The 26,846-nt window shown below is 72.1% G+C and carries 29 protein-coding genes and 2 riboswitches; of the genes, 18 read left to right on the top strand and 11 right to left on the bottom strand.

Annotated elements, in window-relative coordinates; genetic code table 11:
- Positions 1-239: 239 nt before the first annotated feature.
- From ACA514_RS12610 to ACA514_RS12595, 4 genes are all read left to right on the top strand, one after another.
- Complete coding sequence (locus ACA514_RS12610; protein WP_375041255.1) at positions 240-1,172, top strand: ABC transporter substrate-binding protein; 933 nt, start codon at positions 240-242, stop codon at positions 1,170-1,172.
- A gap of 65 nt (positions 1,173-1,237) precedes the next feature.
- Complete coding sequence (locus ACA514_RS12605) at positions 1,238-2,254, top strand: FecCD family ABC transporter permease (protein WP_375041496.1); 1,017 nt, start codon at positions 1,238-1,240, stop codon at positions 2,252-2,254.
- Entirely contained in the window at positions 2,251-3,021 is a 771-nt protein-coding gene (locus tag ACA514_RS12600) for an ABC transporter ATP-binding protein (protein ID WP_375041254.1), read from the top strand. The genes ACA514_RS12605 and ACA514_RS12600 overlap by 4 nt, the downstream gene beginning before the upstream one ends.
- Before the next feature lie 2 nt (positions 3,022-3,023).
- The gene (locus tag ACA514_RS12595; RefSeq protein ID WP_375041495.1) at positions 3,024-3,752 is read left to right on the top strand and encodes an adenosylcobinamide amidohydrolase; all 729 of its coding nucleotides are present in this window, start codon (positions 3,024-3,026) and stop codon (positions 3,750-3,752) included.
- A gap of 115 nt (positions 3,753-3,867) precedes the next feature.
- Here the strand turns inward: ACA514_RS12595 and ACA514_RS12590 are convergent, their stop codons facing one another.
- The 3 genes from ACA514_RS12590 to ACA514_RS12580 form a co-directional block, all read right to left on the bottom strand.
- A complete protein-coding gene (locus ACA514_RS12590) occupies positions 3,868-5,232 on the bottom strand; it encodes a chromosome segregation ATPase (RefSeq protein WP_375041253.1) in 1,365 nt (454 codons plus the stop codon).
- A 146-nt stretch (positions 5,233-5,378) separates the two neighbouring features.
- Positions 5,379-6,926, bottom strand: coding sequence for an AMP-binding protein (locus ACA514_RS12585; protein WP_375041252.1), 1,548 nt, complete (start codon positions 6,924-6,926; stop codon positions 5,379-5,381).
- A 74-nt stretch (positions 6,927-7,000) separates the two neighbouring features.
- Complete coding sequence (locus ACA514_RS12580; protein WP_375041251.1) at positions 7,001-7,639, bottom strand: TetR/AcrR family transcriptional regulator; 639 nt, start codon at positions 7,637-7,639, stop codon at positions 7,001-7,003.
- A gap of 76 nt (positions 7,640-7,715) precedes the next feature.
- Here ACA514_RS12580 and ACA514_RS12575 point away from each other — a divergent pair, with 76 nt between their 5' ends.
- From ACA514_RS12575 to ACA514_RS12560, 4 genes are read left to right on the top strand one after another with little or no spacing between them, the layout of a single operon-like run.
- Positions 7,716-9,329 carry a carboxyl transferase domain-containing protein gene (locus tag ACA514_RS12575; RefSeq protein ID WP_375041250.1) on the top strand — a complete coding sequence of 538 codons (1,614 nt, stop codon included), beginning with the start codon at positions 7,716-7,718 and terminating at the stop codon, positions 9,327-9,329.
- A gap of 32 nt (positions 9,330-9,361) precedes the next feature.
- Positions 9,362-11,299: an acetyl/propionyl/methylcrotonyl-CoA carboxylase subunit alpha gene (locus ACA514_RS12570; protein WP_375041249.1), complete on the top strand. Its 1,938-nt coding sequence runs from the start codon at positions 9,362-9,364 to the stop codon at positions 11,297-11,299.
- Positions 11,296-12,228, top strand: a complete 933-nt coding sequence (locus tag ACA514_RS12565; RefSeq protein ID WP_375041248.1) for a hydroxymethylglutaryl-CoA lyase — start codon at positions 11,296-11,298, stop codon at positions 12,226-12,228. Before ACA514_RS12570 ends, ACA514_RS12565 begins: the two co-directional genes overlap by 4 nt.
- Positions 12,225-13,373 carry an acyl-CoA dehydrogenase family protein gene (locus tag ACA514_RS12560; protein ID WP_375041247.1) on the top strand — a complete coding sequence of 383 codons (1,149 nt, stop codon included), beginning with the start codon at positions 12,225-12,227 and terminating at the stop codon, positions 13,371-13,373. Before ACA514_RS12565 ends, ACA514_RS12560 begins: the two co-directional genes overlap by 4 nt.
- Before the next feature lie 25 nt (positions 13,374-13,398).
- On the opposite strand, the gene ACA514_RS12555 is transcribed toward ACA514_RS12560, so the two are convergent.
- A complete protein-coding gene (locus tag ACA514_RS12555) occupies positions 13,399-13,845 on the bottom strand; it encodes a MarR family transcriptional regulator (RefSeq protein WP_344273860.1) in 447 nt (148 codons plus the stop codon).
- Between the two features lie 137 nt (positions 13,846-13,982).
- Between ACA514_RS12555 and ACA514_RS12550 the strand changes: the two genes are divergently transcribed.
- Positions 13,983-14,657 (top strand): class I SAM-dependent methyltransferase, encoded by a 675-nt coding sequence (locus ACA514_RS12550; protein ID WP_375041246.1) that lies wholly within the window; start codon positions 13,983-13,985, stop codon positions 14,655-14,657.
- 23 nt (positions 14,658-14,680) lie between these two features.
- On the opposite strand, the gene ACA514_RS12545 is transcribed toward ACA514_RS12550, so the two are convergent.
- Positions 14,681-16,132, bottom strand: coding sequence for a hypothetical protein (locus ACA514_RS12545; protein ID WP_375041245.1), 1,452 nt, complete (start codon positions 16,130-16,132; stop codon positions 14,681-14,683).
- A 146-nt stretch (positions 16,133-16,278) separates the two neighbouring features.
- On the opposite strand from ACA514_RS12545, the gene ACA514_RS12540 reads away from it, so the two are divergent.
- The 6 genes from ACA514_RS12540 (at position 16,279) to ACA514_RS12515 (ending at position 20,766) form a co-directional block, all read left to right on the top strand.
- Entirely contained in the window at positions 16,279-16,848 is a 570-nt protein-coding gene (locus ACA514_RS12540; RefSeq protein WP_375041244.1) for a DUF4240 domain-containing protein, read from the top strand.
- A gap of 91 nt (positions 16,849-16,939) precedes the next feature.
- Complete coding sequence (locus ACA514_RS12535) at positions 16,940-17,359, top strand: DUF4260 family protein (protein ID WP_375041243.1); 420 nt, start codon at positions 16,940-16,942, stop codon at positions 17,357-17,359.
- Positions 17,360-17,386: 27 nt separating this feature from the next.
- Positions 17,387-17,579, top strand: a riboswitch (cobalamin riboswitch).
- 33 nt (positions 17,580-17,612) lie between these two features.
- A complete protein-coding gene (bluB, locus tag ACA514_RS12530; protein ID WP_375041242.1) occupies positions 17,613-18,227 on the top strand; it encodes a 5,6-dimethylbenzimidazole synthase in 615 nt (204 codons plus the stop codon).
- Between the two features lie 44 nt (positions 18,228-18,271).
- Positions 18,272-18,904, top strand: a complete 633-nt coding sequence (locus ACA514_RS12525; RefSeq protein ID WP_375041241.1) for a hypothetical protein — start codon at positions 18,272-18,274, stop codon at positions 18,902-18,904.
- A gap of 112 nt (positions 18,905-19,016) precedes the next feature.
- Positions 19,017-19,616 (top strand): RNA polymerase sigma factor, encoded by a 600-nt coding sequence (locus ACA514_RS12520; RefSeq protein WP_375041240.1) that lies wholly within the window; start codon positions 19,017-19,019, stop codon positions 19,614-19,616.
- Entirely contained in the window at positions 19,609-20,766 is a 1,158-nt protein-coding gene (locus ACA514_RS12515; RefSeq protein WP_375041239.1) for a hypothetical protein, read from the top strand. The genes ACA514_RS12520 and ACA514_RS12515 overlap by 8 nt, the downstream gene beginning before the upstream one ends.
- A 65-nt stretch (positions 20,767-20,831) precedes the next feature.
- Here ACA514_RS12515 and ACA514_RS12510 read toward each other — a convergent pair whose 3' ends face one another.
- Positions 20,832-21,164: a DUF397 domain-containing protein gene (locus ACA514_RS12510; RefSeq protein ID WP_375041238.1), complete on the bottom strand. Its 333-nt coding sequence runs from the start codon at positions 21,162-21,164 to the stop codon at positions 20,832-20,834.
- A complete protein-coding gene (locus ACA514_RS12505; protein WP_375041237.1) occupies positions 21,161-22,009 on the bottom strand; it encodes a helix-turn-helix domain-containing protein in 849 nt (282 codons plus the stop codon). Before ACA514_RS12505 ends, ACA514_RS12510 begins: the two co-directional genes overlap by 4 nt.
- A 185-nt stretch (positions 22,010-22,194) precedes the next feature.
- Here ACA514_RS12505 and ACA514_RS12500 point away from each other — a divergent pair, with 185 nt between their 5' ends.
- Complete coding sequence (locus tag ACA514_RS12500; RefSeq protein WP_375041236.1) at positions 22,195-22,584, top strand: ATP-binding protein; 390 nt, start codon at positions 22,195-22,197, stop codon at positions 22,582-22,584.
- Positions 22,585-22,597: 13 nt separating this feature from the next.
- On the opposite strand, the gene ACA514_RS12495 is transcribed toward ACA514_RS12500, so the two are convergent.
- Positions 22,598-23,140: an Lrp/AsnC family transcriptional regulator gene (locus tag ACA514_RS12495; RefSeq protein WP_375041235.1), complete on the bottom strand. Its 543-nt coding sequence runs from the start codon at positions 23,138-23,140 to the stop codon at positions 22,598-22,600.
- A 36-nt stretch (positions 23,141-23,176) separates the two neighbouring features.
- Between ACA514_RS12495 and ACA514_RS12490 the strand changes: the two genes are divergently transcribed.
- Positions 23,177-23,725 (top strand): RBBP9/YdeN family alpha/beta hydrolase, encoded by a 549-nt coding sequence (locus ACA514_RS12490; RefSeq protein ID WP_375041234.1) that lies wholly within the window; start codon positions 23,177-23,179, stop codon positions 23,723-23,725.
- Positions 23,726-23,740: 15 nt separating this feature from the next.
- On the opposite strand, the gene ACA514_RS12485 is transcribed toward ACA514_RS12490, so the two are convergent.
- Positions 23,741-24,367 carry a GNAT family N-acetyltransferase gene (locus ACA514_RS12485; protein ID WP_375041233.1) on the bottom strand — a complete coding sequence of 209 codons (627 nt, stop codon included), beginning with the start codon at positions 24,365-24,367 and terminating at the stop codon, positions 23,741-23,743.
- Complete coding sequence (locus tag ACA514_RS12480; RefSeq protein ID WP_375041232.1) at positions 24,364-24,981, bottom strand: GNAT family N-acetyltransferase; 618 nt, start codon at positions 24,979-24,981, stop codon at positions 24,364-24,366. The genes ACA514_RS12485 and ACA514_RS12480 overlap by 4 nt, the downstream gene beginning before the upstream one ends.
- Before the next feature lie 6 nt (positions 24,982-24,987).
- Positions 24,988-25,077: riboswitch (SAM riboswitch) on the bottom strand.
- Between the two features lie 388 nt (positions 25,078-25,465).
- Between ACA514_RS12480 and ACA514_RS12475 the strand changes: the two genes are divergently transcribed.
- A complete protein-coding gene (locus ACA514_RS12475; RefSeq protein WP_375041231.1) occupies positions 25,466-25,702 on the top strand; it encodes a DUF397 domain-containing protein in 237 nt (78 codons plus the stop codon).
- On the opposite strand, the gene ACA514_RS12470 is transcribed toward ACA514_RS12475, so the two are convergent.
- Positions 25,703-26,653: a Scr1 family TA system antitoxin-like transcriptional regulator gene (locus tag ACA514_RS12470; protein ID WP_375041230.1), complete on the bottom strand. Its 951-nt coding sequence runs from the start codon at positions 26,651-26,653 to the stop codon at positions 25,703-25,705.
- Positions 26,654-26,846: the final 193 nt, after the last annotated feature.

Genomic DNA, 26,846 nt, shown 5'->3' with positions numbered 1-26,846 from the left:
GCTGAAGTGAGTACTCACTCCGCCGTGCGAGCGAAACCGGATAAGGCGGCTGATAACGTTGCACTTCGAGCGCGCCCTGGAGCGAAGTCCGGTGTGAACCCGGCGCTGTCCCGCAACTGTGGTGCCCCTGTCGAAGTGGCCGAGCCAGGTCGCCTCCGCGCGCGCCGACGACTCTCGACCTCGTGGAAGGGCGATCCGTCATGACGGGCCGCGGCTTCCCTCCAGCCCAGGAGGCTCCTGTGAGACCCGTGCGCGTCCTCGGCGCGGCCATCGCGATCGCAGCCGTGGCGCTCGCCGCCGCCGGATGCGGCGACGACGGCAAGAACGGCGGCGGCAAGGCCGAGGCGTCCGGCGACGCCACGACCGTCACCGTCCAGGCGGGCAACGGCGCGGTGGCCGTCCCCGCCCACCCGAAGCGGATCGTGTCGCTGTCCCCCACGCACACCGAGACGCTCTTCGCCATCGGCGCCGGTTCGCAGGTCGCCGCAGCCGACAGCCTCTCGGACTACCCCGCGAACGCGCCCCGCACGAAGCTGTCGGCCTTCAAGCCGAACGCCGAGGCGATCATCAAGTACCGGCCCGACCTCGTCGTGCTGTCCAACGACATGGACGGCGTCGTCAAGGCGCTGCAGAAGGTCAAGGTCCCGGTCCTGCTGGAGCCGGCCGCCGCGAAGCTGGACGACGCCTACGACGAGATCAACGATCTGGGCCTGGCCACCGGGCACGTCGCGGAGGCCAGGAAGGTGACCGACGGGATGCGCGCCGACATCCAGGAGACCGTCGCCGCGTCCGCCAAGGCCAAGGGCCTCACCTACTACCACGAGCTGGACAACCAGCTGCACACCGTGACGTCCCAGACATTCGTCGGGCAGGTGTACGGCCTGTTCGGCCTGCGCAACGTCGCCGACGCCGCGGACAAGGCGAGCGGCGGGTACCCGCAGCTCTCCCGCGAGTACCTGGTCAAGAAGGACCCCGACCTGGTGTTCCTGGCCGACACCAAGTGCTGCGGCCAGAACGCCCCGGCGGTCGCGAAGCGGCCCGGGTTCGGTGACCTGAAGGCCGTCAAGGACGGCGGCGTGGTGCCCCTGGACGACGACCTCGCCTCACGCTGGGGTCCGCGGCTGCCGCAGTTCGTGAAGGCGATCGGCGACGCGGTGCAGAAGACGCGGTGACCTCCGCCCTGAAGGGGAAGTGGCGGCGGCCGGAGCGGGACGCCGGGCCCCGGGTTCCGGGACGGCTGCGGCCGCTTCCGCTGGCGGCGGCGCTCGTCCTGCTGGCCGTGACGCTGCTGGCCGGGCTGGTGGTGGGCGCCGCCGGGCTTCCCTTCGCCGGGATCCTGAAGGCGCTGGCCGACCGGATCCCCTTCGTGCACCTCGACAGCGGGTTCAGCACCGTCGACGAGAACGTGCTGTTCCAGCTGCGGGTGCCGAGGGTGCTGATGGCCGCCCTGGTCGGCGGGATGCTGTCGATGGCGGGCGCGGGATACCAGGGGGTGTTCCGCAACCCGCTGGCCGACCCGTACCTGCTCGGCGCGGCGGCGGGCGCGGGCGTCGGCGCGACCGTGGTGATCGTGCTGGTGCCCGGCGATCCGGGCTACGGCGTCCCGCTGGCGGCGTTCGCCGGGGCGATCCTCGGGGTCGCGATGGCGTACGCGCTGGGCAGCACGGCCGGGCGGGGCAACCGGGCGGCGACGCTGGTGCTCGCGGGGGTGGCGGTGTCGTCGTTCCTGTCGGCGGTGCAGACGTTCCTCCAGCAGGTGAAGGCGGAGGAACTGCAGCGGATCTACTCGTGGATCCTCGGCGGGGTCGGCTCGGCGGACTGGCACCAGCTTGCGCTCGTCGCGCCGTACTCGCTGGTCTCGACGGTGGTGCTGCTCGCGCACGGCCGGCTGCTGGACGTGCTGAGCGTCGGCGACGAGGAGGCGGCCTCGCTCGGCCTGTCGGCGGCGCGCGTCCGGTTGACGGTGCTGGTGGCGGCGTCGCTGGCGACGGCGAGCGCGGTCGCGGTGAGCGGCCTGATCGGGTTCGTCGGCATCGTGGTGCCGCACGCGGTGCGGCGGCTGGCGGGCGGGTCGTACCGGGTGGTGCTGCCGCTGTCGCTGCTCGGCGGGGCCGCGTTCCTGGAGCTGGCCGACCTGGTCGCGCGGACGGTGATCGCGCCCGGTGAGCTGCCGCTCGGCGTGGTGACCGCGTTCGTCGGCGGCCCGTTCTTCGTGGCCGTGCTGCGCGCGAGCCGCCGGCAGGTGGAGACGTGACGGTCGCGGTGCGGGACCTGGACGTGGCGCTGGGCGGGCGCCCGGTGCTGAAGGGCGTCTCGCTGAAGGTCCCGGCCGGTTCGTGGACGGCGGTGATCGGGCCGAACGGCGCGGGCAAGTCGACGCTGCTGCGGGCGGTGCTCGGGCTGCTGCCGTGCACGGGCGCGATCACGGTCGCGGGCGCCGACCTGTCGGCGATGAAGCCGCGCCGGCGCGCCCGGCTGGTCGCCTACGCCCCGCAGAGCCCGAGCCTTCCGGTGGGGATGACGGTGTTCGACTACACCCTTCTCGGCCGTTCGCCCTACATTCCGCACCTCGGGCGGGAGAGCGCGCGCGACCGCGCCATCGCGGGCGAGGTCCTCGACCGGCTGGACCTGGCCGGCCTCGCGGGGCGCCCGCTCGACCAGCTGTCCGGCGGGGAGCGGCAGCGCGTGGTGCTGGCGCGGGCGCTCGCGCAGCAGACGTCCGTCCTCCTGCTGGACGAGCCGACGACCGCGCTCGACATCGGCCATCAGCAGCAGGTGATGGAGCTGATCGACCGGCTCCGGCTGTCGGACGGGCTGACCGTCGTCACGACCATCCACGACCTGACGCTGGCCGGGCAGTACGCCGACGACCTGGTGCTGCTGTCGGGCGGCCGTGTCGCCGCGGCCGGAAAGCCCGGCGCGGTGCTGACGCGGGCCGCGATCGAGGAGCATTTCCAGGCCCGGGTGCACGTCCTTTCCGGGCCGGACGGCCGGCCCCTGCTGTCGCTGGAGCGCCGGTGAACATCGAGCTGGTCTGGCGGGAGGAGGACGGCGCGCGGCTGGCCGCGACGGTGTGGCGCGCGGGCGGCGGATGGCGCGCGGTCTCGTCGGCGATGCTCGGCGGCGGGATCGGCCCGCTGGGCTGGGTGCTGAACGCCCAGGTCCGCGGCGCGTACGCGCGGCTGGACCCCGTCGCCCACCTGGAGGAGCTGGCCGCGTCGTTCGGTCTGGACGGTCCCGGCACCGGCATGCTGACCGCCGCGTCCGTCGCCCGGACGATGCGGCGTGAGGACGGCGGCGTCGCCGTTTCGGCGACCGTCGGTCTCCGCGTGCCGACGTGGGCGGCGGCGCCGGAGGGCACCGCCGATCCCGAGCTGGCCCCGCTGCATCTCGACGTGCCGCCCCCGGCGCGGGAGCCCTCGCCGCCGAAGCAGCAGCAGCCGGAGCAGGCGCGGCGGCCGGGGACGGTCAACATCGTGGTCGCCGTCCCGGTCGCGCTGAGCGACGCGGCCCTGGTGAACGCGGTGGTCACCGCCACGGAGGCGAAGACGCAGGCGCTCCTGGAGGCGGGATATCCGTGCACCGGGACGGCGTCCGACGCGATCTGCGTGGCCGCGCGGACGTCCGGTGAGGCCGAGCCCTTCGCCGGTCCCCGGTCGGCGTGGGGATCCCGGATCGCGCGCGCCGTGCACGCCGCCGTGCACGCGGGCGCCCTCGACTACACCGAGTACCTGCGGACGGGACGGTCCTAGCCCGGCGTGCCGGCCGCCCCACCACCCCGGTGCGGTGCGGCGGCCGGTTCAGGGCCAGTGCCGTGTGGTGAAGGGCCTCACCTCCTCGTCGTCGTCCGGTTCGCCGGCCCGACGGTCAGCCGGCGTGGGGAAGCCGGTGGCCGTTGACCGCGAGCGGGTCGGTTCCGTCCAGCAGGGACCCGTTCGGCCGGGTCGCGTTCGCCGGGACGCCGTTCGCCGGGGCGCCGTTGCGCGGCGATCCGTTGAACGGCGGCAGCGGGTGCAGGCCCGTCGGCGGCTCCCGGTCGACGGCGGGACGGCCGTCCGGGCGCGGGTCGGCCGGACGGGTGAGCGCGTCGACGCGGCGGCGCGCGCGGTCGGCCTCGGCGCGCGCGGCGTCCCGCTCGGCGGTGAGCGTCTGGACGGCGGCGCGCAGCTCCTCGTTGGCGCGCGACAGGTCCCAGTTGTGCTGCTCGACCTCGCGGGCCCGCGCCTGGATCTGGTCGCGGTCGGCGACGGCCTGGCCGCGCTGGGTCTCGGCGTCGCGGACGGCCGCGCGCAGGTCCTCGGCGGCGCGCCGGGCGGCGGCGGCCTCGATCCGCTGCCCCTCGGCGAGGGTCTCGGTCTCCGACAGCCGGCCGTGCAGGCCGACCAGCTCCGCGCGGGCCGTCTCCAGCGCGGCCAGCAGCTCGCCCTCGCGGCCGGCGACGCGGTCGCGCTCGCGTTCGGCGGCCAGCCGGGCGGCGACGGCGGCGTCCGCGACGTCCCTGGCCTCCTGCGCCTCCTGCCGGGCGGCGTCCCGTTCGGCGGCGGCCTGCCCGGCCTCCGCGCGGGCGGCGGCCTCCCCGTCCTCGGCGGCGTCCGCGCGGGCGCGGGCGGAGGCGGTCTCGCGCCAGGCGGCCTCGGCCTGGCGCTGCGAGGCGTCGCGCTCCCGCTGCGCGACCGCGATCTCCCCGGCCGCGTCGGCGCGGGCGTCGGCGACGCGCCGCTCGACGCCGGCGACGCTCAGCTCGGAGACCATCGATCCGGCGAGCCGGTCGGCGACGGACTCCAGCCGCTCCACCATCTCCCACGTCCACGCGACCTGGCCGGTGAGGCCGGGCGCGTCGCGGGCGCGTTCGCGGTTCTCGTGCGCGGCCCGCTCGCACGCGCCGTCGGCGTCCTGGCAGTAGCGGACGGTGCGGGCGCCGCGCACCGGCTGCGGTACGGGCCTGCCGCAGCCGGCGCACGGCCAGACCGCGACCGGGTCGCCGAGGCGCGCGGCCCCGGCGCGGGGTCCGGTGGCGAGTGCCGCGTCCGGCCCGGACGGCCCGGACGGCCCGCCGGCCGCGGAGGCGAGTGCGGCGTCCGGCGGGCGGGCGACGGGCTGGGTCACGGCCGACGCCTCCTCCGGCGACGGGGCCGGACCGGAGTGGGCAGGGCCGGTGGGGAAGCCGGGGTCGGTGGGGAAGCCGGGGTCGGTAGGGAAGCCGGGGTCGGGGATCACGGGAAGGTCGGTCAAGGTCGGGGCGGCAGGCTGCGGGGCGCTGCCGAACGGGGCGACCTTTTGGTCTTCCATGTGCGGTTGTACGGGGCGCAACGGCGGAACGTTCGACGGTCACGCCGGCGACTTGCGGCGCCCCTCCCCCGCGCGCCCCCCGAAACCGCCTAGCCCGCCTGTTCCCGCAGGTAGGCGTCGCGCACACGGCTGCGGCTGAGCTTTCCCGACGGGGTGCGCGGCAGCGACGCGCGGAACTCCAGCCGGCGCGGATGCTTGAGCCTCGCCAGCCGGGGCCCGCAGTGCGCGAGCAGTTCGGCGGCGAGCTCGCCGCCGGCGACGGCGTCCTGCGCGGGCTCGACGAGGGCGACGGCGCGCTGCCCCCAGTCCTCGTCCGGGACGCCGATGACGACGACGTCGCCGACGGCGGGATGCTGGAGCAGCACGGACTCGATCTCGGCCGGGTAGATGTTCACTCCGCCGGAGATGATCAGGTCGGTGCGGCGGTCGCTCATGTAGAGCCAGCCGTCCTCGTCGAGGTGGCCGAGGTCGCCCGGGGTGTAGAACTCGCCGCGCATGGTGGCGGCGGTCTTCTCCGGGTCGCCGTGGTACTCGAAGCCCGGCTGGCCGCTCGCGTAGATCAGGCCGGTCTCCCCCGGCGGCAGCTCGGCCCCCTCCGGGTCGAGGATCTTGATCTGGACGCCCTCGACGGCGCGGCCGACCGTCCCGGGACGGGCGAGCCAGTCGTGCGGCGTGGCGACGACGACGGCGCCGCTCTCGGTGGAGCCGTAGTACTCGTAGAGGACGGGCCCCCACCAGTCCATCATCCGCTGTTTGGTCTCGACCGGGATCGGCGCGGCGCTGTGGTAGACCTGCCGCAGCGAGGACAGGTCGTAGCGGGCGCGGACGTCGTCGGGCAGCGCGAGCATGCGGTGGAACATGGTCGGCACCATGAAGGAGTTGGTGACGCCGTGCCGCTGGATCAGTTCGAGGGTGTGCTCGGGCCGGAACCGGGGCGCGACGACGACCGAGTGACCGAGGCTGAGGGCCATCAGCGCGTGGACGCACGGCGCGGAGTGGTAGAGCGGCCCGATCGCGAGATGCACCTCGTCGCCCGGTTCCAGCCGCAGGTGGGTCGCGAGCGTCTGGCGCATGACGTCGAAGAGCAGTTCCGGCGGCACGTCCAGCAGGGGGCGCCGCACGCCCTTCGGCCGTCCGGTGGTCCCGGACGTGTAGAGCATGATCGAGCCCATCCGGCGCTTGGCCGGGGGTGAGGCGCTGCCGGACGCGCACAGCGCGGCCATGGAGCGGTAGCCCTCGGCGGGGTCGACGCTGACCCGCAGTTCGGCGGCCATCCCGGCGTCGTCGGCGGCGCCGGTGACGATCGGCGCGAAGGCCCTCTCGGTCACGACGGCCTTGGCGCCGCAGTCGGCGAGGATGTAGCCGATCTCGGGCGCGGTCAGGTGCCGGCTGACCGGGACGATGTAGAGGCCGGACTGCATCGCCGCCAGCAGCACGGTGAGGAACTCGGGGCGGTTGCCGAGGACGGTCGCGACCGTGTCGCCGGGGCGCAGGCCGAGCCCGTCCAGCGCGTTCGACAAGCGGTTCACCTCGGCGTGGAGCTCACCGTAGGACACCGGTACGCCGGGAGCCGGGATCGCCGGGCGGTCCGGGTCGTTGCTCGCGATCTCGTAGAAGCCGACACCCTCGACGCCCATACGGGACTCCTCTGCTGCGGGTCGGAAGGCCTAGTGACCTTTCACCCCATATGACCCAGCGACACGTCGGCACGTCAAGATTGCGGGCCGTCCGTAACCGGAGCAGCCGACTCCAGGGCGGCGCGGGCCATGGTGTGCAGGAGGTCGCCCATCGCGTCGCGCCCGAGGCGGGCGGCGCTGCGCGGGGTGGAGTTGAGCAGGCCGAAGCAGGCGTGGACGGCCGCGCGCGTCCGCTCGTCGGGCAGGCCGGGGCGCAGCCGCCGCAGTACGGCCACCCATTCCTCCACGTAGGCGCGCTGCAGCCGCCGGACCTCGCGGCGCCGCGGCTCGGGGACGTTGTCGAGTTCGCGTTCGTGGACGGTGATGAGCGCGGGGTTGTCCAGCGCGAACGCGATGTGGAAGCGCAGCAGCGCGTCGAGGGCGCGGCCGGGGTCGGGGTCGGCGGCGCGGCGGACCCCCTCGGCGTGCAGCCGCTCGCTGATGTCGACGAGCATCTCGGCGAGGACGGCCTCCTTGCCGCTGAAGTGCCGGTAGAGGGCGGGGCCGGTGAGCCCGACGGCCCGTCCGACGTCGCCGATGGACGCCCCGTGGTAGCCGCGGCGGGCGAACAGCTCGGCCGCGGCGGCGAGGATCTCGGCGCGGCGCGGGTTCACCGCGGTGAGGGGCGGCCCGGCGGCCGGGCCGCCGGGCGCCGCGGCCGGGTAGGAGGTCATGGGAGGAGTCTAGACTAAGGTTGTTAACGAGCATTAACATCGGCGTTGTTAACGAGCATTAACCGGGAAGGGGACCATGACCGCACCCGAGATCGGCAGCCGCGCCGACGTCGCCGGCGAGGCGTTCAAGGCGAGCGCCGCGCACAACGAGGCGCTGGTCGCCGAGCTGCGCGACCGCGTCGACCGGGCCGGGCGCGGCGGTCCGGAGCGGGCCCGCGAGCGGCACGTGGCGCGCGGCAAGCTGCTCCCCCGCGACCGGGTCGACACGCTGCTCGACCCCGGCTCGCCGTTCCTGGAGCTGTCGCCGCTGGCCGCGAACGGCATGTACGGCGACGAGGCGCCGGGCGCCGGGATCATCACCGGCGTGGGCCGGGTGTCCGGCCGCGAGTGCGTGATCGTCGCCAACGACGCCACCGTGAAGGGCGGGACGTACTACCCGGTCACGGTCAAGAAGCATCTGCGCGCGCAGGAGGTGGCCCTGCACAACCGGCTGCCCTGCGTCTACCTGGTCGACTCCGGCGGCGCGTTCCTGCCCCGCCAGGACGAGGTGTTCCCCGACCGCGAGCATTTCGGCCGGATCTTCTACAACCAGGCGACCATGTCGGGGCGCGGCATCCCGCAGATCGCGGCGGTCATGGGCTCGTGCACGGCGGGCGGCGCCTACGTCCCGGCGATGAGCGACGAGGCGGTGATCGTCCGGGGCCAGGGCACCATCTTCCTCGGCGGCCCGCCGCTGGTGAAGGCCGCGACCGGCGAGGTCGTGACGGCCGAGGAGCTCGGCGGCGGCGAGCTGCACTCCCGCACGTCCGGGGTGACCGACCATCTCGCCGAGGACGACGCGCACGCGCTGCGGATCGTCCGCGACATCGTCGGCACGCTCGGCCCGCGCGAGCCGCGCCCCTGGGACGTGGCGCCGTCGGAGGCGCCGTCGGTCGACCCGTCCGAGCTGTACGGGGTCGTCCCGCCCGACCCGCGCACCCCCTACGACGTGCGCGAGGTGATCGCGCGGATCGTGGACGGCAGCCGGTTCCAGGAGTTCAAGAAGGAGTACGGCGCGACGCTCGTCACCGGGTTCGCGCGGATCCACGGGCATCCGGTCGGGATCGTCGCCAACAACGGGATCCTGTTCAGCGAGTCGGCGCAGAAGGGCGCGCACTTCATCGAGCTGTGCGACCGGCGCAGCGTCCCGCTCGTCTTCCTGCAGAACATCACCGGTTTCATGGTCGGCCGCGAGTACGAGGCGGGCGGCATCGCCAAGCACGGCGCGAAGATGGTCACGGCCGTGTCGTGCGCGCGCGTGCCCAAGTTCACGGTCGTCATCGGCGGGTCGTTCGGCGCGGGCAACTACGCGATGTGCGGCCGGGCGTATTCGCCGCGTTTCCTGTGGATGTGGCCGAACGCCCGCATCTCGGTCATGGGCGGCGAGCAGGCCGCGAGCGTGCTCGCGACGGTCCGCCGCGACCAGATGGACGCGCGCGGCGAGGACTGGCCGGCCGAGGACGAGGAGGCGTTCAAGGCGCCGATCCGCGACCAGTACGAGGCGCAGGGCAACCCGTACTACTCGACGGCCCGGCTGTGGGACGACGGAGTGATCGACCCGCTCGACACCCGCCGCGTCCTCGGCCTCGGGCTGTCCGCAGCCGCCAACGCACCGCTGGAGCCGGTCGGCTACGGCGTCTTCCGGATGTGAGGAACACAGTGTCATCACGACGCGGAGCATCGATGTTCGACAGCGTCCTGGTCGCCAACCGGGGTGAGATCGCCGTCCGGGTGTTCCGCACGCTGCGGCGGCTCGGGATCCGCTCGGTCGCCGTCCACACGGATGCGGACGCGGGCGCCCGCCATGTGCGCGACGCCGACGAGGCGCTCCGCATCCCGTCCTACCTCGACATCGACGCGGTCATCGCCGCCGCGCGGGCATCGGGCGCGGCGGCCGTCCATCCGGGCTACGGGTTCCTCGCCGAGAACACCGCGTTCGCGCAGGCCTGCGCCGACGCCGGGCTGGTGTTCATCGGGCCGCCCGCGTCCGCGATCGAGGCGATGGGCGACAAGATCCGCGCCAAGCAGACGGTCGCGGCGGCCGGCGTCCCGGTCGTCCCCGGACGGGACGAACCGGGCCTGTCGGACGCCGAGCTGGAGGCCGCCGCGCTGGAGGTCGGGCTCCCCGTGCTGCTCAAGCCGTCGGCGGGCGGCGGCGGCAAGGGCATGCGGCTGGTCCGCGACGCGGCGGACCTGCCGGACGCGATCGCGTCCGCCCGCCGCGAGGCGCGCGGCTCGTTCGGCGACGACACCCTCCTCGCGGAGCGGTTCGTGGAGAACCCCCGGCACATCGAGATCCAGGTGTTCGCCGACGCCCGCGGCAACGCCGTCCACCTGGGCGAGCGCGAGTGCAGCCTGCAGCGCCGGCACCAGAAGATCGTCGAGGAGGCGCCGTCGCCGCTGCTGGACGAGGCGTCCCGCGCACGGATGGGCGCAGCCGCCGTCGCCGCCGCGCAGGCGGTCGGGTACGTGGGCGCGGGGACGGTCGAGTACATCGTGTCCGCCGACCGCCCGGACGAGTTCTTCTTCATGGAGATGAACACCCGGCTCCAGGTCGAGCACCCCGTCACCGAGCTGGTCACCGGCCTCGACCTGGTCGAACTCCAGTTGCGCGTCGCGGCGGGCGAGCCGCTGCCGTTCGCGCAGGACGACGTCCGGCTGGACGGCCACGCGATCGAGGCGCGCGTCTACGCCGAGGATCCGGCGCGCGGCTTCCTGCCGACCGGCGGCACCGTGCTCGCGCTCGACGAGCCGGAGGGCGTCCGCGTCGACTCGGGCCTCGACGTCGGGACGGAGGTCGGCGGGTCCTACGACCCGATGCTGGCGAAGGTGATCGTCCACGGCGCCGACCGCACCGAGGCGCTGCACCGCCTCGACCGCGCGCTCGCCGGCTACCAGCTGCTGGGCGTCCCGACGAACGTGGCGTTCCTGCGCGCGCTGCTCAAGCACCCGTCCGTCGCGTCCGGCGACCTCGACACGGGCCTGGTGGAACGCGCCCTCGACGAGCTGACCTCGGACGGCGCCGTGCCGCCGGAGGTGCTCGCCGCCGCGGCGCTCGACCGGATGCTCGCGCTGGAACCCGCCGACGACGACCCGTGGGCGGTCCCCGACGGCTGGCGGCCCGGCGCGCACGCCTGGACGCCGTGGATCATCACCCCGTCCGGCGGCGAGCCCGTCGAGGTCCGCGTGCAGGGCCGCGCCGCGTCCGCGCGGGTCGCCATCGGGGACGGGGAGCCGGTGGCGGCCTCGCTGTCCGGCTCGACCCTCACCTACGGCGCACGGACGGTCTCGTTCACCGCCGCCCGCGACGGGCGCACGCTGTGGCTCGGACGCGGCGGCCGGGCCTGGGCGCTGGCCGAGCACGTGCGCGCGGAGGGCGGCGCCGCGTCCGCCGCGTCCGGCGACGGCGTGCTGCGCAGCCCGATGCCCGGCACCGTCCTGGCCGTCAAGGTCGGCGAGGGCGACCGGGTGGACGAGGGCCAGCCGCTCGTCGTCGTCGAGGCGATGAAGATGGAGCACACCGTCACCGCGCCGCGCGCCGGTGTCGTGGCGCAACTGCCGGCCCGCGCGGGCGCCCAGGTCGCCCTGGACGCCGTGCTGGCCGTGATCGAGGAGGCATGATGGCGACACCGCTGCCCGGTCTGCCCGAGCGGGTCACGATCTACGAGGTCGGGCCGCGGGACGGGCTGCAGAACGAGAAGGCGGTCGTCCCGGTCGAGGTGAAGGCGGAGTTCGTCACCCGGCTCGCGCACGCGGGGCTCAGCACGATCGAGACGACCAGCTTCGTGCACCCGAAGTGGGTGCCGCAGCTCGCCGACGCCGAGGAACTGCTCGGCGTCCTCCCCCGCTCCGGGAACGTCCGGTATCCGGTACTCGTCCCGAACGAGCGGGGCCTGGACCGGGCGCTCGCCAACGGCATCACCGAGATCGCGATCTTCGGCAGCGCCACCGAGACGTTCGCCCGCCGCAACCTCAACCGGACCGTGGACGAGTCGATCGCGATGTTCGCGCCCGTCGTGGAACGCGCGCGCGCCGAGGGGCTGTGGGTGCGGGCCTACGTGTCGATGGCGTGCGGCGACCCGTGGGAGGGCGACGTCCCGATCGAGCAGGTCGTGTCCGTCGCGTCCCGGCTGATGGACCTCGGCTGCTCCCAGCTGAGCATCGGCGACACGATCGGCGTCGGCACGCCCGGCCACGTCACCGCGCTGATCGAGGCGATGGTCGCGGCGGGCATCGGCACCGACCGGCTCGCCGTCCACTTCCACGACACCTACGGGCAGGCGCTCGCCAACACGCTCGCCGCGCTGCGCGCCGGCGTCACCGTCGTGGACGCCTCGGCGGGCGGTCTCGGCGGCTGCCCGTACGCCGAGAGCGCCACCGGCAACCTGCCCACCGAGGACCTCGTCTGGATGCTGGACGGCCTCGGCGTCGAGACCGGCGTCGACCTGGACGGGCTCGTCGCCACCAGCCGCTGGATGGCCGGGCGGCTCGGCCGTCCGAGCCCGTCCCGCGTCGTCCAGGCCCTGTCACCGAAAACGGAGCAATCATGATCGACTTCAAGCTCACCGACGAGCAGGAGGAGCTGCGGCGCACCGTCGAGCGGTTCGCCCGCGAGACCGTCGCCCCGGTGATCGGGGACCTGTACGAGCGGGGCGAGTTCCCGTACGAGATCGTCGCGGCGATGGGCAAGATGGGGCTGTTCGGGCTGCCGTTCCCCGAGGAGCACGGCGGGATGGGCGGCGACTACTTCGCGCTCTGCCTGGCGCTGGAGGAGCTGGCGCGGGTCGACTCGTCCGTGGCGATCACGCTGGAGGCGGGCGTCTCGCTCGGCGCGATGCCGGTCTACCGGTTCGGGTCGGACGAGCAGAAGGCGCGCTGGCTGCCGATGCTGACGTCCGGTGAGAAGCTCGCCGGGTTCGGGCTGACCGAGCCCGGCGGCGGCTCCGACGTCCCGGGCGGGATGCGCACCACGGCCCGGCTGGACGGCGACTCCTGGGTGATCAACGGATCGAAGGCGTTCATCACCAACTCCGGCACCGACATCACCGCGTTCGTCACCGTCACCGCGTTCACCGGCGACGGCGAGATCTCCACGATCATCGTGCCGAGCGGCACGCCCGGCTTCACCGTCGGCCGCAAGTACTCCAAGGTCGGCTGGTCGTCGTCGGACACCCGCGAGCTGTCGTTCGACGACGTCCGCGTCCCGGCGGAGAACCTCGTCGGCGAGCGCGGCCGGGGCTACGCGCAGTTCCTGCGGATCCTGGACGAGGGCCGGATCGCGATCGCCGCGCTGTCGGTCGGCCTGGCGCAGGGCTGCGTGGACGAGTGCCTGCGCTACGCCGGCGAGCGGCAGGCGTTCGGCAAGGAGATCGGCCGCTACCAGGCGATGCAGTTCAAGATCGCCGACATGGAGGTCCGCGCGCACACGGCCCGCCTCGCCTACTACGCGGCGGCGGCGAAGATGCTGGCGGGCGAGCCGTTCAAGAAGGAGGCGGCGATCGCCAAGCTCGTCGCGTCCAACGCGGCGATGGACAACGCCCGCGACGCCACGCAGGTCTTCGGCGGCTACGGCTTCATGAACGAGTACGCCGTCGGCCGCTTCTACCGCGACGCGAAGATCCTGGAGGTCGGCGAGGGCACCTCGGAGGTCCAGCGGATGCTGATCGCCCGCGCCCTCGGCCTGCCGCCTTCCTGACCCGGGCGGACGCTCCGCCGCGCGGTCACTCGACCAGGCGGTCGAGGACGGCGAACGCCTTCAGGACCGTCTGGCGCTCCTCTTCGGTGCAGCGGTCCTGAAGGGCGCGGCTCAGCCATTCGTCCCGGGCCTGCCGGGACCCCTCGACCCACTCGCGGCCCGCGTCGCTGGGCGTGACCAGCTGCCGGCGGCCGTCCTGCGGGTCGGGGTCGCGGCGGATCAGCCCGCGCTCCTCCAGCGCGGCGATCGTGGCGGCCATGGACTGCGGACGGACCCGCTCGGCCGCCGCCAGCCCGCTGGCGGTGGCCGCGCCGTCCTTGAGCAGCCGGCTGAGCACCGCCGTCTGCGACGGGGTGAGGTCGTGGCCGCCGCCGATCTCCCGCAGCCTGCGGCGCAGCCGGCTGAACACGATGCGGACCTCACGGGCGGCGCGGGCGGCCGACGGCGAGATGGCCTGCGCGGTGTCGTCCATGACGCCATCCTAGGTTAATCAGGCAAACTGCCCAGTTCAGCCTGTCGAATTCGCCGTGCGGGCCTGTCCGCGCGTCTTGACGGCGGCGGGACGGCGCACCGACCATGTCGATCATGGCAGCGCAAGGAGGCGACGCTATGGCGGGAACGGGAACGGCCGGAACGGGCCCCGGCGAGATCGCACAGGACGGATCGGCGGTCGAGTTCTACGCCGCGCTCCCGCCGGACATCGCGAGCGCGGCGCTCGTCCATACCGCGATCCGGGCCGGCACGCCGATCCTGGAGCTGGGCGCGGGCGCCGGGCGGGTCACCCGCCCCCTGCTCGACTTCGGCCACCCGGTGACGGCGGTGGACGACTCCGCCGCGATGCTCGCCCGGATCGAGGGCGCGCGCACCGTGTGCTCCCCGATCCAGGACCTGGACCTGCCGGACCGGTTCGGCTGCGTGCTGCTGATGTCGTACCTGGTCAACTACGGCGACCGGGAAGCCCTCCTCGCCGCCTGCGGGCGGCACGTCCGGCCGGACGGCGTGGTCGTCGTGCAGCGCGAGACGCCGCGCTGGCACGACGAGGCGGCCCCGCGCGAATGGGCCCGCGACGGCGTCCAGTACCGCATGACGGACGTCGAGCGCCCGGCGCCCGGGCTCGTCGCGGCGACGATCGAGTACCGGATGGGCGAGCGGCACTGGACCCACTCGTTCACGTCCCGGCGGCTCGGCGACGACGAGCTCCCCGCCGTGCTGGAGGCGGCGGGCCTGCGCCTCGACCGCTTCCTGGACGACGACCGCGGCTGGTTCACCGCCCGCCCCCTCTGACACCTGCGGCCCGGCCTCAGCGCTCAGCACTCGGCGTTCTTGTAGGTCTTCGGCTTCGTCCCCTTTCCGGGGAAGACGACGAGAAGATGCCGCTCGTTGGGAGGCTCGTCCATCAGGGTCTCGGGCGCCTGACGGCCGCGCACGTACACGCGGAGCCGGTAGTGCCCCGGACCGGCGACGGTCACGGCCGGGAAGGGCAAGGGCCCGTCCATCGCCGACAGCAATGCGCGTCCGTTCGGGCTGTCGAATCCCACTTCGGTGACGCGTTCCCAGCCCTTGAGCGCGAGAGGCGGCGCCTTCTTGTAGGCGCGGACGGTCACGCACAGCCAGCTCTCGGTTCCGGTGACGACGGTGGCTTCTCGGTCGCCGCTCGCAACCAGGCCGTCATTGACGGCTGCCTCGAATGATTCACCGGAGCTCCCCTCGTCGCCGATCAGGTAGCTGCTGCTCTCCCCGCCATCGATGACCCGCGTGGCCTGCCGGACGGGATGGAAACCCGCAGGAATGCCGTGCCGGCAGGTCGCCAATGCCTTCGCCTTGTTCTGCTTGTACTGCGTGTCGAGGGCCGCCATTGAGCGCTTCTGGGCCGCTCGCCGTTCGTCCGCCGTCGCCGGGCACAGGTAAGCCATCTGCTGAATCGCCGGCGGGACGGTCCCTCGCAGCATTCCCCTGGTCAACGGTTCGCCGCGGCACGCGCGCCGCCCGATCTCGATCTGCTCGCCGTCGGTGAGCCGGTCGCCACGCGGAAATCCGCCGCCGTACCCCAGGAGGTAGCCACGAACGGAGCAGAGGAAGGCGATCTCCCTTTCACGCTGCGATAATGCCGCCATGACCTGCGTGAACGGCGCCGTTCCTGACATGTTGGCGCGCTCGACATGCCTGCATTCGGCCTCGCTCCCTGCGTAGCGGGGCGGCGCCTCCTGGTCGGCGGCGACGCAGAGGACGAGCCCGGCGAAGAGCGTCCCGCCGACCAGGCGAGGCGCCCGAGGACCGGGGCGAGGCGCTCGAAAGCCGGGGCGATAGGTCGAAACGAGAATGAGGACCAGGGGCACCGCGCCGTACGCCCAGCGCGCGGCTCCCCAGCCGCCCATCGGCAACCACAAACGAACGCATTGCTCCCCCCAACGCGCCACGTCGTAGCCGAAGAGGGCCGGCTCGGCCAATGTCACGAAAGCGAGCACCGCCGCCGTCGCCCATCCGACGAACCGCCGCCGGACCACCAGCCACAGGAGGAAGGCCGGAAGGACGACCAGGATCGGCCAGCCGTGCAAAAGCCTGTATCCCGGAACTGACCAGAGTTCGGCCTGGTGCGACCATCCCTGGCAGGCATCGGAAGCGATGACACTGAGGTAGCCCTGTGCGCCCTTCCTCACGCTGAACAGTGAGGTGACGACGCCCCTCACCATCGGTTCTGCGGTAATGGCGACGGCGACGATCCATAACCGCATCTGCGTGCGCTGGCTCCAATGGGACATGGCCCCAGGACCCTAGTGAATGAGCACTCCCGCCGAGACGTTTCCGGAAAGCCCGCCGCGTGCCGGTCCCGTCCCGCGGCCCGGAGTGTCGGACCCGTGCGCGAGATTGGTCGCGCAGAGCGGAGCCGGAACGGGTGGAGGACTGGATGGACGAGAACGCCTGGTGGGCGTTGATCGGGGCCGCGCGGGCCGAGGCCGGCGAGCGCGCCGACGACCGCGACTCACCCGACGACCCGCTGGTCGATCTCGTGACCGCCCGGCTGTCCGGCCTGGACGGCCCCGCGATCGTCGCGTTCGACGTCCTGCTGACGCGGCTGCTCGACTCGGCGTACCGGCGGCCGCTCTGGAACGCCGCCTACCTGATCGAGGGCGGCTGCGGCGACGACGGCTTCATGGACTTCCGCGCCGGGCTCGCGTTGCTGGGGCGCGAGGTGTTCACCCGGGCGGTCGGCGATCCCGACTCTCTGGCCGGCGTGTCCACGGTGGTGCGCATGGGCCGGGAGGGCCGTGGCTGGATCGGCGCGGAGGGCCTCCACTACGCCGCCAAAGAGGCGTACGAGCGCGCTCTGGGCGAGACGGCGTCGTTCGACGCGGCGTTCGAGCGGGCCCTGGACGCGATGCGGCGGCCCGAGCGCCCGGCGGGCGAGGGCTGGGACGTCGAGGACGACGCCGAGACCCGGCTGCGGCTCCCCCGCCTCGCCGCCCTCTTCCGCTGAGCGGGGCCTCAACTAACAGTAGCTTGACAGCTAATGGAATTAGCTTTAGCTTGTAGCTAACGCCATTAGCCGAGCAGGAGGGCCGCAGGCCATGAGCAGCGTCACCGTCCCGACCGTCCGCAAGCACTCCGTCCCGCTCATCGCCCGCCGCGCCGCCTGGGCGGCGAACGCGCTGTTCTGGAGCGCGTTCGCCGTTCTCGAAGGCGTCAACCACGGCTGGCTCGCGGCGCTGGTCGCGGTGGCGTTCTTCATCGCGCCCGACCTGACGTTCCTGGCCGGGGCGCGCGACGCGCACACCGTCGAACGCGGGCAGCTTCCGGCGCGCGCCGTCCCCTACTACAACACCGCGCACCGCGCGCTGATCCCCCTCGCGCTGATGGCGCTCTACACCGTCGCGCCGATCACGTGGGCCCCGATCTTCGCCGGTCTCTGCGGCTGGCTCGCGCACATCTCGATCGACCGCGCCGTCGGCTACGGCCTGCGCACCAAGGACGGCTTCCAGCGCCGCTGACCGGGCTCCCCACCGGTATGATCTTCGCGGCATGAACTGACGCGAGGTGCCCCTCGGGGAGAATCGGGAAGCCGGTGCGAATCCGGCACGGGCCCGCCGCGGTGACCGGGGAGCTGCCGCCCACGCGCGCGAGCGCGGCCACTGGCCGCCAGGCCGGGAAGGCGGGCGGACGGGCGTCGATCCGGGAGTCCGAAGACCGGCCTCGCTCCGACGGCCGCCGTCCCGGCGGCCCGACCGCAGCGGGAGCCTGCCCATGAACCTCTACGACGTCATCCACCGCCGCCGCGACGTGCGCGGCGAGTTCACCGGGGCGCCGATCCCGGCGGACGTCCTCGACCGGGTCCTCACGGCGGCGCATGCCGCCCCCAGTGTCGGCCTCTCACAGCCCTGGGACTTCGTCGTCGTCCGCGACCCGGACGTCCGGCGCGCCTTCCACGACCACGTCCAGTCCGAGCGCGACGCCTTCGCCGCCGACCTCACCGGCGACGCCGCCGAACGCTTCGCCCGCATCAAGATCGACGGGGTGCTCGAATCGAGCCTGTCGGTCGTGGTCACCTACGACGCCGAGCGCGGCGGTCCGGCGGTGCTCGGACGGCACGCGATCGCCGACGCGGGCCTGTACTCGGTGTGCCTGGCCATCCAGAACCTCTGGCTGGCGGCCACGGCCGAGGGCCTGGGCGTCGGCTGGGTGTCGTTCTACCGGGAGCCGCACCTGCGCAACCTCCTCGGCATACCGGAAGGCATCCGGCCTGTCGCCTGGTTGTGCCTGGGCCCGGTCACGCACCTGGAGACCGTCCCCGATCTCGAACGGCACGGCTGGCGCCGGCGCCGTCCCCTGGACGCCGCCCTCCACCACGACCGCTGGTGAACGCGGCATCCGAATAGTCGGCCCCGGACAGTAAGGTCGCCGCCATGGGCGAAGTACGGGTGGTGCTGATCGGAGGGACGTCCAACACCGGAAAGTCGACCATCGCGGCCGCCGTGGCGGACGAGCTCGGATTCGAGCACAGGTCGACGGACTACCTGGCGCGCCACCCCGGACGGCCCTGGCGGACCCCGGAGCGCGAGGTCCCACCGCACGTCGCCGACCATTACGCGACGCTCACGACCGATGAGCTGATCAGGTCCGTCCTCGACCATTACGAAAGGCTGTGGCCCCGCATCGCGGAGATCGTCACGGATCACGCGGCGGGGCCCGGCCGCGGACTCGTCCTGGAGGGGTCGGCGCTCTGGCCGGCGCGCGTCGCGGAACTGGCCGTCCCGCACACGGCCGCCGTGTGGTTCACCGCCGACCCCGCCGTCTTGCGCGCCCGCGTACACGCATTGGGCCACTACGCGGAGGCCACACCCGAGGAACGACACTTGATGGACCGGTTCCTCGCCCGTACCGAGCGCTACCAGACGCTCATGCTGGACGCCGTCGACAGGCTGGGACTCGCTCGCATCGACACGGGAACCGGCCGGTCCGTACCGGAGCTGGCCGGCACGGTGCTCACGACCGTCCACGCACAGGACGCCGTCGGACGCTCGCCCGCCGCCCCCTGACCGGCCGCCGCGAGAAGGGACGGGGCGGTTCCGGGCAATCAAGGACGTGACCACCCTCCACGCCGCCAGAAGGGTCCCCCATGGCCACTCCCCCAGCACCGCGGGACCAGCCGTGACGGGCGCCCCCTCTGAGACGAGCAGATCCGCCGACCCGGAGCCGTCCGACGCCGACGTCATCACCGCGGCGCGGCGGAACCCCGAACGGTTCGCGGACCTCTTCGACCGGCACTACGCGCAGATCCACCGCTACGTGGACCGGCGGCTCGGCGCGGACGCCGCGGACGACATCGCGGCCGAGACCTTCCTGATCGCCTTCCGGCGCCGCGCGGCGTTCGACACGGCGCACGCGTCGGCGCGGCCCTGGCTTTACGGCATCGCGACCCGGTTGATCAGCCGTCACCGCCGCGACGAGCTGCGCCGCTACCGGGCGATGGCGCGGCTGCACACCGCCGACGCCGTGGAGAGCCACGAGAGCAGCGTGACCTCGGCGGTGGCGGCAGCGAGCCTCGGCCTGAGCCCGGCCCTGGCCGGGCTGCGGCACGGCGACCGCGACGTCCTGCTCCTGGTGGCGCTGGCCGACCTCAGCTATCCGGAGGTCGCCGAGGCCCTCGGGATCGCCTACGGCACGGTCTGCTCGCGGCTGAGCCGCGCCCGCCGGCAGGTCCGCGCGGCGCTGCACGCATCGGGCCACGAGGAGGACGACCGTGGATGATCTGAGCCTCATCGATCAGCTGCACGTCGCGGAGCGGCCCCCGTCCTCCGAGACCACCCGGTCGGCCCGCCGCCGCCTGCTGGCCGAAGCCACCGGGCCCCGCCCCCGGGGCCGCCGCGTCGCGCCGCTCCCCCGCTCCAGGCGGATGACGGCGCTCGTCGCAGCCGCCACCGCCTGCGTCCTCGCCGGCGTCTCCTGGACGGCCTACCGGTGGGAGACGCGTCCGCTCTACCACCCCGAGCCGCTGGCCGACCAGAACGGCCCCGCGTCCACGTTCCTGCTCTCCGCCGCGGACGCGAAGACACAGCACGCCTCCGACGGACGGCTTTGGTACGTGCACCGCGTGGTGGGCGAATCGGTCGTGGCGTCATCTCCCTTTCACCCCGGCGCCCACTACACCGTGCAACTCACGCGAGACTCCTACAGCCTCGGCGCCAAGTCGGCGAAGGAGTTCGGGACGCTCCCCCGGACAGACCAGACGACGACCGGGACGAGCTGGGACGGCGATGACGTCGACGTCCGCCCCGTCACGCCGGCCGACGAGAAGGCCTGGGATGCGGATCTGCGTCCCGACGCACAGGACCTCCACCTCCCCGGACCCGACGAAGAACGCGGCCCGTTCAAGCAGGAGGGCGCCGAACTCGACTTCGACACCCGCGACGAGCGCCGGCTCCCCGCGAATCCGTCCAGGCTGCGCGCGTGGATCCTGAACTACGCGACCAAGTTCGACCACACGCCGTTGCGCGACCCGGACCTCTACCTGTTCACGGCCGCCCCCATCCTGCTGGTCGACCGCGTCGTCACCGACCGGGTGCGGATCGCGACCTACCGGATGCTCGCCGGACTCCGCGACGTCAGGACCATCAACGGCACGGACGCCGCCGGAAACCCGGGCCGGGGCGTCGCGATGCGGCAGACCACCCGCGACTACGGCACGATCGAGTGGCAGCTCCTCATCGACCCCGCGACCGGACGGCTCACCGCCAGCCAGGGCATCATCGTGACCCCCGGCGCCAAGAACGCGGGCCTGCGCCCCGGCACCCGCCAGTTCTTCGAGATCGTCAAGACCGCCGAATGGACGAACGCGCCCCGCGACAGCCTGCTCCCGAAGTCGATCACCGACCCGAACTGGCAGCCCCCGATGAACTGACAACCGGAACCGCACCCGACCGTCCGGGGAACGGATGCTCGCGCACTCGTCCCCCGGTACCCGCGTCAGCGAGCGAGGTCGAAGGATCCGGCCTTGGCATCGGCGAGGAGGGACGCCCACCCGGACGGCGCGACGGCCAGCACCGCCCCGTCCGGATCCTTCGAGTCCCGCACCGCCACCCGGCGCTCTACCGCCGCCACCTCAACACACTGCCCCTCGCTGCCACTACTGCGACTGCTCTTGCGCCAGGCCACAGCGGCCTCGACGCACTCCTGTCCTTCACCGCCACTGTGGCTGCTCTTCCGCCAAACGGCGGCGACCTCCACGCACTCTGAACCGCCACCGCCGCTGTGGCTGCTCTTCCGCCAAGGGGAGAACCAAAACTCCTTGCTGGTCATGGTGCCGACACTAGCCGCTGGATCATCGCTATGGAGTCTGATGGCGCAAGCGCGGCCGCCCTCAGATGGTCAAAGACCATGTCGTGGTAGCGGATATCCGCAAGATCTTCTAGATACCAGCCCGCCGTCTGATTCTCAACAAGAACAACAGACAAATCTTCAGTCGCCAAGGTAGTGAACGAACCATTGTGACCAGGGTGCGCACCCGCAGCGAACGGGAGTACCTGTAAGGTCACATTCGGCAAGGCTGCCACATCTACCAGGCGTCGAAGCTGCCCTCGCATCACTTCAGCACCCCCGAACTGCTGATAGAGCGCCGCCTCGCCGAGGATGGCCCAGAAACGAAGAGGCGCATCACGGTAGAGAATCTGCTGACGGCGCATTCGCAGCTCAGTGAGCCCCTCGACGTCATGGGGATCGCCCATGGAAATCGTGGAGCCGATGACCGCGCGAGCATAGTCTTCAGTCTGAAGGAGTCCAGGAATTAGGTGGAGTTGAAAAGTCCTGCTGGATACAGCCTCCGCCTCGATCGAGATGTAATCCAACATCGAGGCGGAGATTTTTCCCTCGTAGCGGAGCCACCAGCCCTTCTTGCCGGAGTCTCGGGCGAGGTCGTAGAGGACTTGCCGCTCGTCAAGGTCGACGATCTCGTAGCGGTCGAGCATGTGCTCCAGGGCGGGGCGGCGGATGCCGCGTTTGCCGGTTTCGAGCTTGCTGAGCGAGGACGGGGTGCGGTTGAGCAGGCGGGCGGCCTTCTGGAGGGTGAGCCCTCGGTCCTCACGGATGGCGCGAAGGCGCTGGCCGAGCTTGCGGCTTCGCATGGTCGGGCGCTGCGCGTTCTCCATGGCGTAATCATGCCTTGACTTTGCGTGACCGTGAAGGTTTCCAACCAAGGCGGCAACAGTGCCCGAGTCAAAAGTGACTGAGGCACTGTTGCCCGAGGACCTGGAGCCGAGGCCGGCGAACGCATCGCTCGTCACGTCCCTGCCCGCTCATCCTTTTCGCGACAACGACGCGAAGGGAGTGAGCGATGACTGCGCCGACCATGAGGTTCGACGCGCTTCTGTTGCCGGGGATGGACCGGGCGGTGGGGCACGCGCGGCGGTGGCTGCGCGACGTACTGGGCCGGGAGCACCCGTGCCTGGACGACGCGGCGCTGTGTATGAGCGAGCTGCTGACGAACGCGCTGCGCTACACCGAGTCGGGGCGGGACGGGCAGATCCGGGTGGAGGTGGCCTACTCGGCGCGGGCCGTCCGGATCGCGGTCATCGATGACGGGCGGGCGGTGACCGTCCCGCACGTCGCCGAGGCGGCCGAGCTGGACGTCACCGGCCGCGGCCTGCGGATCGTCGCGTCCATCGCGAAGGCCTGGGGCACGGAGCCACGCGGCCAGGGCCACGCCGTCTGGTTCGAGCTCTAGTGCTTGCCACGGGTCATGACGTTGACGGCGTGGCGTCGGTCAGCGGCTTCCGCGGATAGGCGCGAAGCACGAGGGACGTGGTGACCGGGCCGTACCGGGCGAGTGCGTCGACGACTTCTTCGAGCCGTCCTGCCTGCGGGCAGTGGACGTCGAAGATGAGGCAGTCCTCCCCGGTGACCCTGAGGGTGGAGGTGATCTCGGAAGTCCGGGAGGCGAAGTCCAAGGCGGGTGCGAGCCGGGCGTGCGTGGTGCGCAGCCGGACGACCGCGTGGATGTTCAGTCCGAGGGCTTCCGGGTCGACCAGGGCCCGGTAGCCGGTGATGACACCGCTCTTCTCCAGCCGCTGGATGCGCGCGCTGGCCGCGGGTTGCGAGAGTCCGACACGGCGCCCGACCTCCGCGCCGGTCAGCCGGCCGTCGGTCTGGAGCAGGGCGAGGATGTCCCGGTCAATCCGGTCGAGTGATTCCATTGTCGTCCGCACCATCTTCTTTGAGATCACTTGCGCTGCCACCACCGCCCTGATGCATCCATCAGAATCTGCGTCGAGCGCACCCATGATCGCAGGGAGCGACGAGTGAAACGGTGGTGGGCAGTGACCGCATACATCATCATCCCGGGCATCGACGGGTCGGACGAGCAGCACTGGCAGACCCTGTGGGAGCGGCAGTGGGACACCTCGGCGGTGCGGATCTCCCCTGCCTCCTGGTCCGCCCCCGACCTGGACGACTGGGTCGGTGCCGTACAGGAGGCGTACGACGAGGCTTCCCGGCGGGACCGCCGCGTCGTGCTGGTAGCCCACAGCCTGGGCTGCTGGGCGGCGTCCACCTGGCTGAACAGGAATCCCTCAAGCCCGCCAGGCGCCGCGTTCCTGGTCGCGCCCCCCGACCCGGACGGGCCGGCGTTCCCCCACCAGGCGGCCGCAACGTTCACCGACGTGTCGTCGCAGCCGCTGCCGTGCCCGGCCCTGGTGGTGGGCAGCACCGACGACCCGTACTGCACCCCCGAGGCAGCCGCCGGCTTCGCGGCGCGATGGGAGGCGCGATGGCACCTGGCGGGCGCGTGCGGACACATCAACTCCGCCAGCAGCCTGGGCTCATGGCAGCACGGCCGTGAACTACTGGACTCGCTGACCCAGCAATAGGGCCGCTGGGTGCCGTCAGGGCTGGACGGCCCCTGCCAAGACGTTCGTCATGGTCGTCTTCACGGACGGCCATTCGTCGGCGATCACCGAGAAGATGGCCGTGTCCCGCAGCTCGTCCTCCTCGCCGGGCACCCACGACTCCGAGTAGCTGCGCAGCACCCCCTCGAAATGCACGCCGAGCCGCTCGATGGCCCGCCGCGACCGCTCGTTGCGCGCATCCGTCTTGAGCTCCACGCGTGCCACGCCCAGCGTCTCGAAGGCATAGCCGAACAGGAGCCTCTTGGCCTCGGCGTTGATGCCGGTGCCCTGCGCGGACGCCGCCAGCCACGTCCACCCGATCTCGACCGCGCACAGCCGGTCCCGGCCGGGCCACGGCCGCGGATGCAACAGCGCGGTGTGCCCGACCGCCTTCCCATCCATCACCCTGACCTGCGCAAACGGCATCAGCTCAGAGCGGTCGAGCTTGCCGGCGACGTACGACTCCATCCCGGCCGCGGAAGGCACCGGAGTGAACCCGTACGCCGCCCGTCCCTCCTCGGCGGCCTCCGCCAACTCCGGCACATGCCCCATCGACAGCGGCTCCAGCCGCACGAGCGCCCCGCCCAGCACCGGCGCGCACCCGGGAAGTTCCCTCACCGTCACCGCCCGACGGTCTCCGCCAGACGATTCGTCATGGCCGTCTTCACCGACGGCCATTCCGGCTCGACCACCGAGAACATCGCCGAATCACGCAGCGTGCCCTCCTCGTCCGGTGCCCACGACGGCGACCAGCTCCGCAGGACGCCCTCGAAATGCACGCCGAGCCGTTCGATCGCCCGCCGCGACCGCTCGTTCCGCGCATCGGTCTTGAGGTCGACGCGCACCACGCCCAGCGTCTCGAACGCGTAGGTGAACAGGAGCTTCTTCGCCTCGACGTTGATGCCGGTGCCCTGCGCGGACGCCGCCAGCCACGTCCACCCGATCTCGATCGCGCTCAACCGCTCCGTGCCGGGCCACGTCCGCGGATCCCACAGCCCCGTATGCCCCACCGCTTTCCCGTCCGCGACCCTGACCTGCGCGAACGGCGTCAGCCCAGGCCGCGCGAGCTGCCCGGCGACGTACGACTCCATGTCCGCCGCACCGGGCACGAGCGTGAACCCGTACGACGACCGGTTCTCCTCGGCGGCCTCCGCCAGCTCCGGCACATGCCCCATCGACAGCGGCTCCAGCCGGACGACCGTCCCGGCCAGCACAGGAACATCAAGGCGCACGCCCATGAACTCTCCTCATCGCTCCTGGCATTGGCACCTTGCCACAAAAGCAGGTTGCCGGACCGTCCCCGGGCCAGGCCCCTCAGATCCTCTAGATGATCACAACCCCCCGCATCCTGCCCGCCCCGCCGCCAGCCGTCAACACGATTCGTTCGGTGCGGGAGCCGCACGAGGAGCCGGCGCGCGGTGGTGGCCGTCTCCACGGACGACCATTCGATGGGCGATTGAGACTCTCACGAATTAGGCGCCCAGCCAGAAAATGGCCAGCCGGTCATTCTCGGGCGGCGACGCACCGCCCGGGCGCCCGATTCGTCGCCCGCGCATGAGGACCAAGCGAACCAAGCGTTCATTTGGTCCGGGCTGTCCGGTTTTTTCCTAGTTAGAGAACATGTCGGGAATGTTGCAGGAAACCCCTCGAAGTCGACGGCGTCCTCGCTACTCTCTACCCCAGCCCGCGACCTGCGGCCCCGTTGGAAGGAAAGGACCCCGCATGCCCGAATGGGCGGACGACGACGCGACCGGCCCGACATCCGACGCACAGCCGTCGGCATGGCGCAAGAGTCGCAGATGCAAGGAGACGTATTGCGTAGAGGTCGCCCGCCATTCGCCGGGCGGCATCGCCATGCGAGACTCCAAGCAAGGGACCGACGGACCCGTCCTCATCATCTCCCGGCAGGATTTCCAGGCGCTGCCGAGGCTCTCGAAGCAGGCCGATCCGCGGTCGTGATCACACGTCGGCGCAGCTCCGGGCGCCGGACGGACCCCATTCCTCCGCCGCCCGGGATATCCGCCGCAGCGACTCGTCCGCGGAAAGCGAGACCGACCTGAGCGCCTCCCAGCACAACCGGTACATGTGCGTGACGCCGTCGCGCTGAAGCACCGCCGTGGTCGACAGATTCTCCAGGTAGACCACGTCAGGGAAGGTGACGTCGTAGGCGGGTGCGAAATCCAGAAGTGTGAAGTCGTCCGCGAATATCGGCTCTCGGTCGACGTCCAGGGGAAGCACGTGGACGTGGACATTCGGTAATTCAGCGAGTTCGAGCAGATCGAGCATCTGCCGGCGCATGATATCCCGGCCGCCGATGACGCGCAGCAGGACGGACTCGTCCACCACGGCCGAGAGGGTCAGGGAACCATCGCCGTGCAGCACTTCCTGCCGCCGCATGCGCAGTTCCAGCCGGCGCTCGACCTCGCGCGGAGTGGAAACGGCGATGACCCTCCCGCTGCTCAATATGCGGTGCGCGTAATCCTTGCTCTGCAAGAGCCCCGGAACGGCGTACGTGGTGAAGGTGAGCGCGGTGCGCGCCTCGTCCTCCAGGGCGACATAGGTACCGAATTCGCCGGACAGGACATCCCGGTACCCGGCCCACCAGCCGTGCTCCGTCGCGGCCTGCGCGAGGGCCAGCACCTCCCCCTTGTGCCTCTCCCCCACGCGGTACAACTCCAGCAACAGCCGGACGTCCGAGACCCGCACGCCGATCCGGGCGTTCTCAATGCGGCTCAGTTTCGACGGAGACCAGCCGAGCCGATCTGCGACCTCCTCGACCGTGCGGCCGAGGTGCTCCCGCAGCCTCCGCAACTCGATGCCGAGGCGGCGACGGCGGACGGTCGGCGCTGCTGCCACCCCGGCCTCCCAGCGAATCGGTTTCGGTTCTGCGGCCCGGACGCCGATCTGCAAGTTGCAGGGCAACGATAACCTCGCGCCGCCTGGATCACCAGACCTCGCGGAAAAGCGGTTCCCCACCTTTGACATCATTCTGTCTCACTGGAAGTCGTCAACCTTGCCAGATGGATACAGAGGCGATCCGGGTGCGATGCATGCCGCTGTGCACCTTGCACGACTCAGAGAACCGGTTGCAGACTATTGCCAG

This window comes from Actinomadura sp. NTSP31 (genome assembly GCF_041951385.1).
In the GTDB taxonomy this organism is placed as follows: domain Bacteria; phylum Actinomycetota; class Actinomycetes; order Streptosporangiales; family Streptosporangiaceae; genus Spirillospora; species Spirillospora napierensis.
This window is presented reverse-complemented; position numbering and strand designations above follow the sequence as displayed.

Bases quoted from the DNA above. Each gene is read 5' to 3' on its own strand.
- ACA514_RS12585 (WP_375041252.1), bottom strand. From the start codon at position 6,926: ATGGGCGTCGAGGGTGTCGGCTTCTACGAGATCGCGAGCAACGACCCG.
- ACA514_RS12580 (WP_375041251.1), bottom strand. From the start codon at position 7,639: ATGACCTCCTACCCGGCCGCGGCGCCCGGCGGCCCGGCCGCCGGGCCG.
- ACA514_RS12575 (WP_375041250.1), top strand. From the start codon at position 7,716: ATGACCGCACCCGAGATCGGCAGCCGCGCCGACGTCGCCGGCGAGGCG.
- ACA514_RS12570 (WP_375041249.1), top strand. From the start codon at position 9,362: ATGTTCGACAGCGTCCTGGTCGCCAACCGGGGTGAGATCGCCGTCCGG.
- ACA514_RS12565 (WP_375041248.1), top strand. From the start codon at position 11,296: ATGATGGCGACACCGCTGCCCGGTCTGCCCGAGCGGGTCACGATCTAC.
- ACA514_RS12560 (WP_375041247.1), top strand. From the start codon at position 12,225: ATGATCGACTTCAAGCTCACCGACGAGCAGGAGGAGCTGCGGCGCACC.
- ACA514_RS12555 (WP_344273860.1), bottom strand. From the start codon at position 13,845: ATGGACGACACCGCGCAGGCCATCTCGCCGTCGGCCGCCCGCGCCGCC.
- ACA514_RS12550 (WP_375041246.1), top strand. From the start codon at position 13,983: ATGGCGGGAACGGGAACGGCCGGAACGGGCCCCGGCGAGATCGCACAG.
- ACA514_RS12545 (WP_375041245.1), bottom strand. From the start codon at position 16,132: ATGTCCCATTGGAGCCAGCGCACGCAGATGCGGTTATGGATCGTCGCC.
- ACA514_RS12540 (WP_375041244.1), top strand. From the start codon at position 16,279: ATGGACGAGAACGCCTGGTGGGCGTTGATCGGGGCCGCGCGGGCCGAG.
- ACA514_RS12535 (WP_375041243.1), top strand. From the start codon at position 16,940: ATGAGCAGCGTCACCGTCCCGACCGTCCGCAAGCACTCCGTCCCGCTC.
- bluB (WP_375041242.1), top strand. From the start codon at position 17,613: ATGAACCTCTACGACGTCATCCACCGCCGCCGCGACGTGCGCGGCGAG.
- ACA514_RS12525 (WP_375041241.1), top strand. From the start codon at position 18,272: ATGGGCGAAGTACGGGTGGTGCTGATCGGAGGGACGTCCAACACCGGA.
- ACA514_RS12510 (WP_375041238.1), bottom strand. From the start codon at position 21,164: ATGACCAGCAAGGAGTTTTGGTTCTCCCCTTGGCGGAAGAGCAGCCAC.
- ACA514_RS12505 (WP_375041237.1), bottom strand. From the start codon at position 22,009: ATGGAGAACGCGCAGCGCCCGACCATGCGAAGCCGCAAGCTCGGCCAG.
- ACA514_RS12500 (WP_375041236.1), top strand. From the start codon at position 22,195: ATGACTGCGCCGACCATGAGGTTCGACGCGCTTCTGTTGCCGGGGATG.
- ACA514_RS12495 (WP_375041235.1), bottom strand. From the start codon at position 23,140: ATGGGTGCGCTCGACGCAGATTCTGATGGATGCATCAGGGCGGTGGTG.
- ACA514_RS12480 (WP_375041232.1), bottom strand. From the start codon at position 24,981: ATGGGCGTGCGCCTTGATGTTCCTGTGCTGGCCGGGACGGTCGTCCGG.
- ACA514_RS12475 (WP_375041231.1), top strand. From the start codon at position 25,466: ATGCCCGAATGGGCGGACGACGACGCGACCGGCCCGACATCCGACGCA.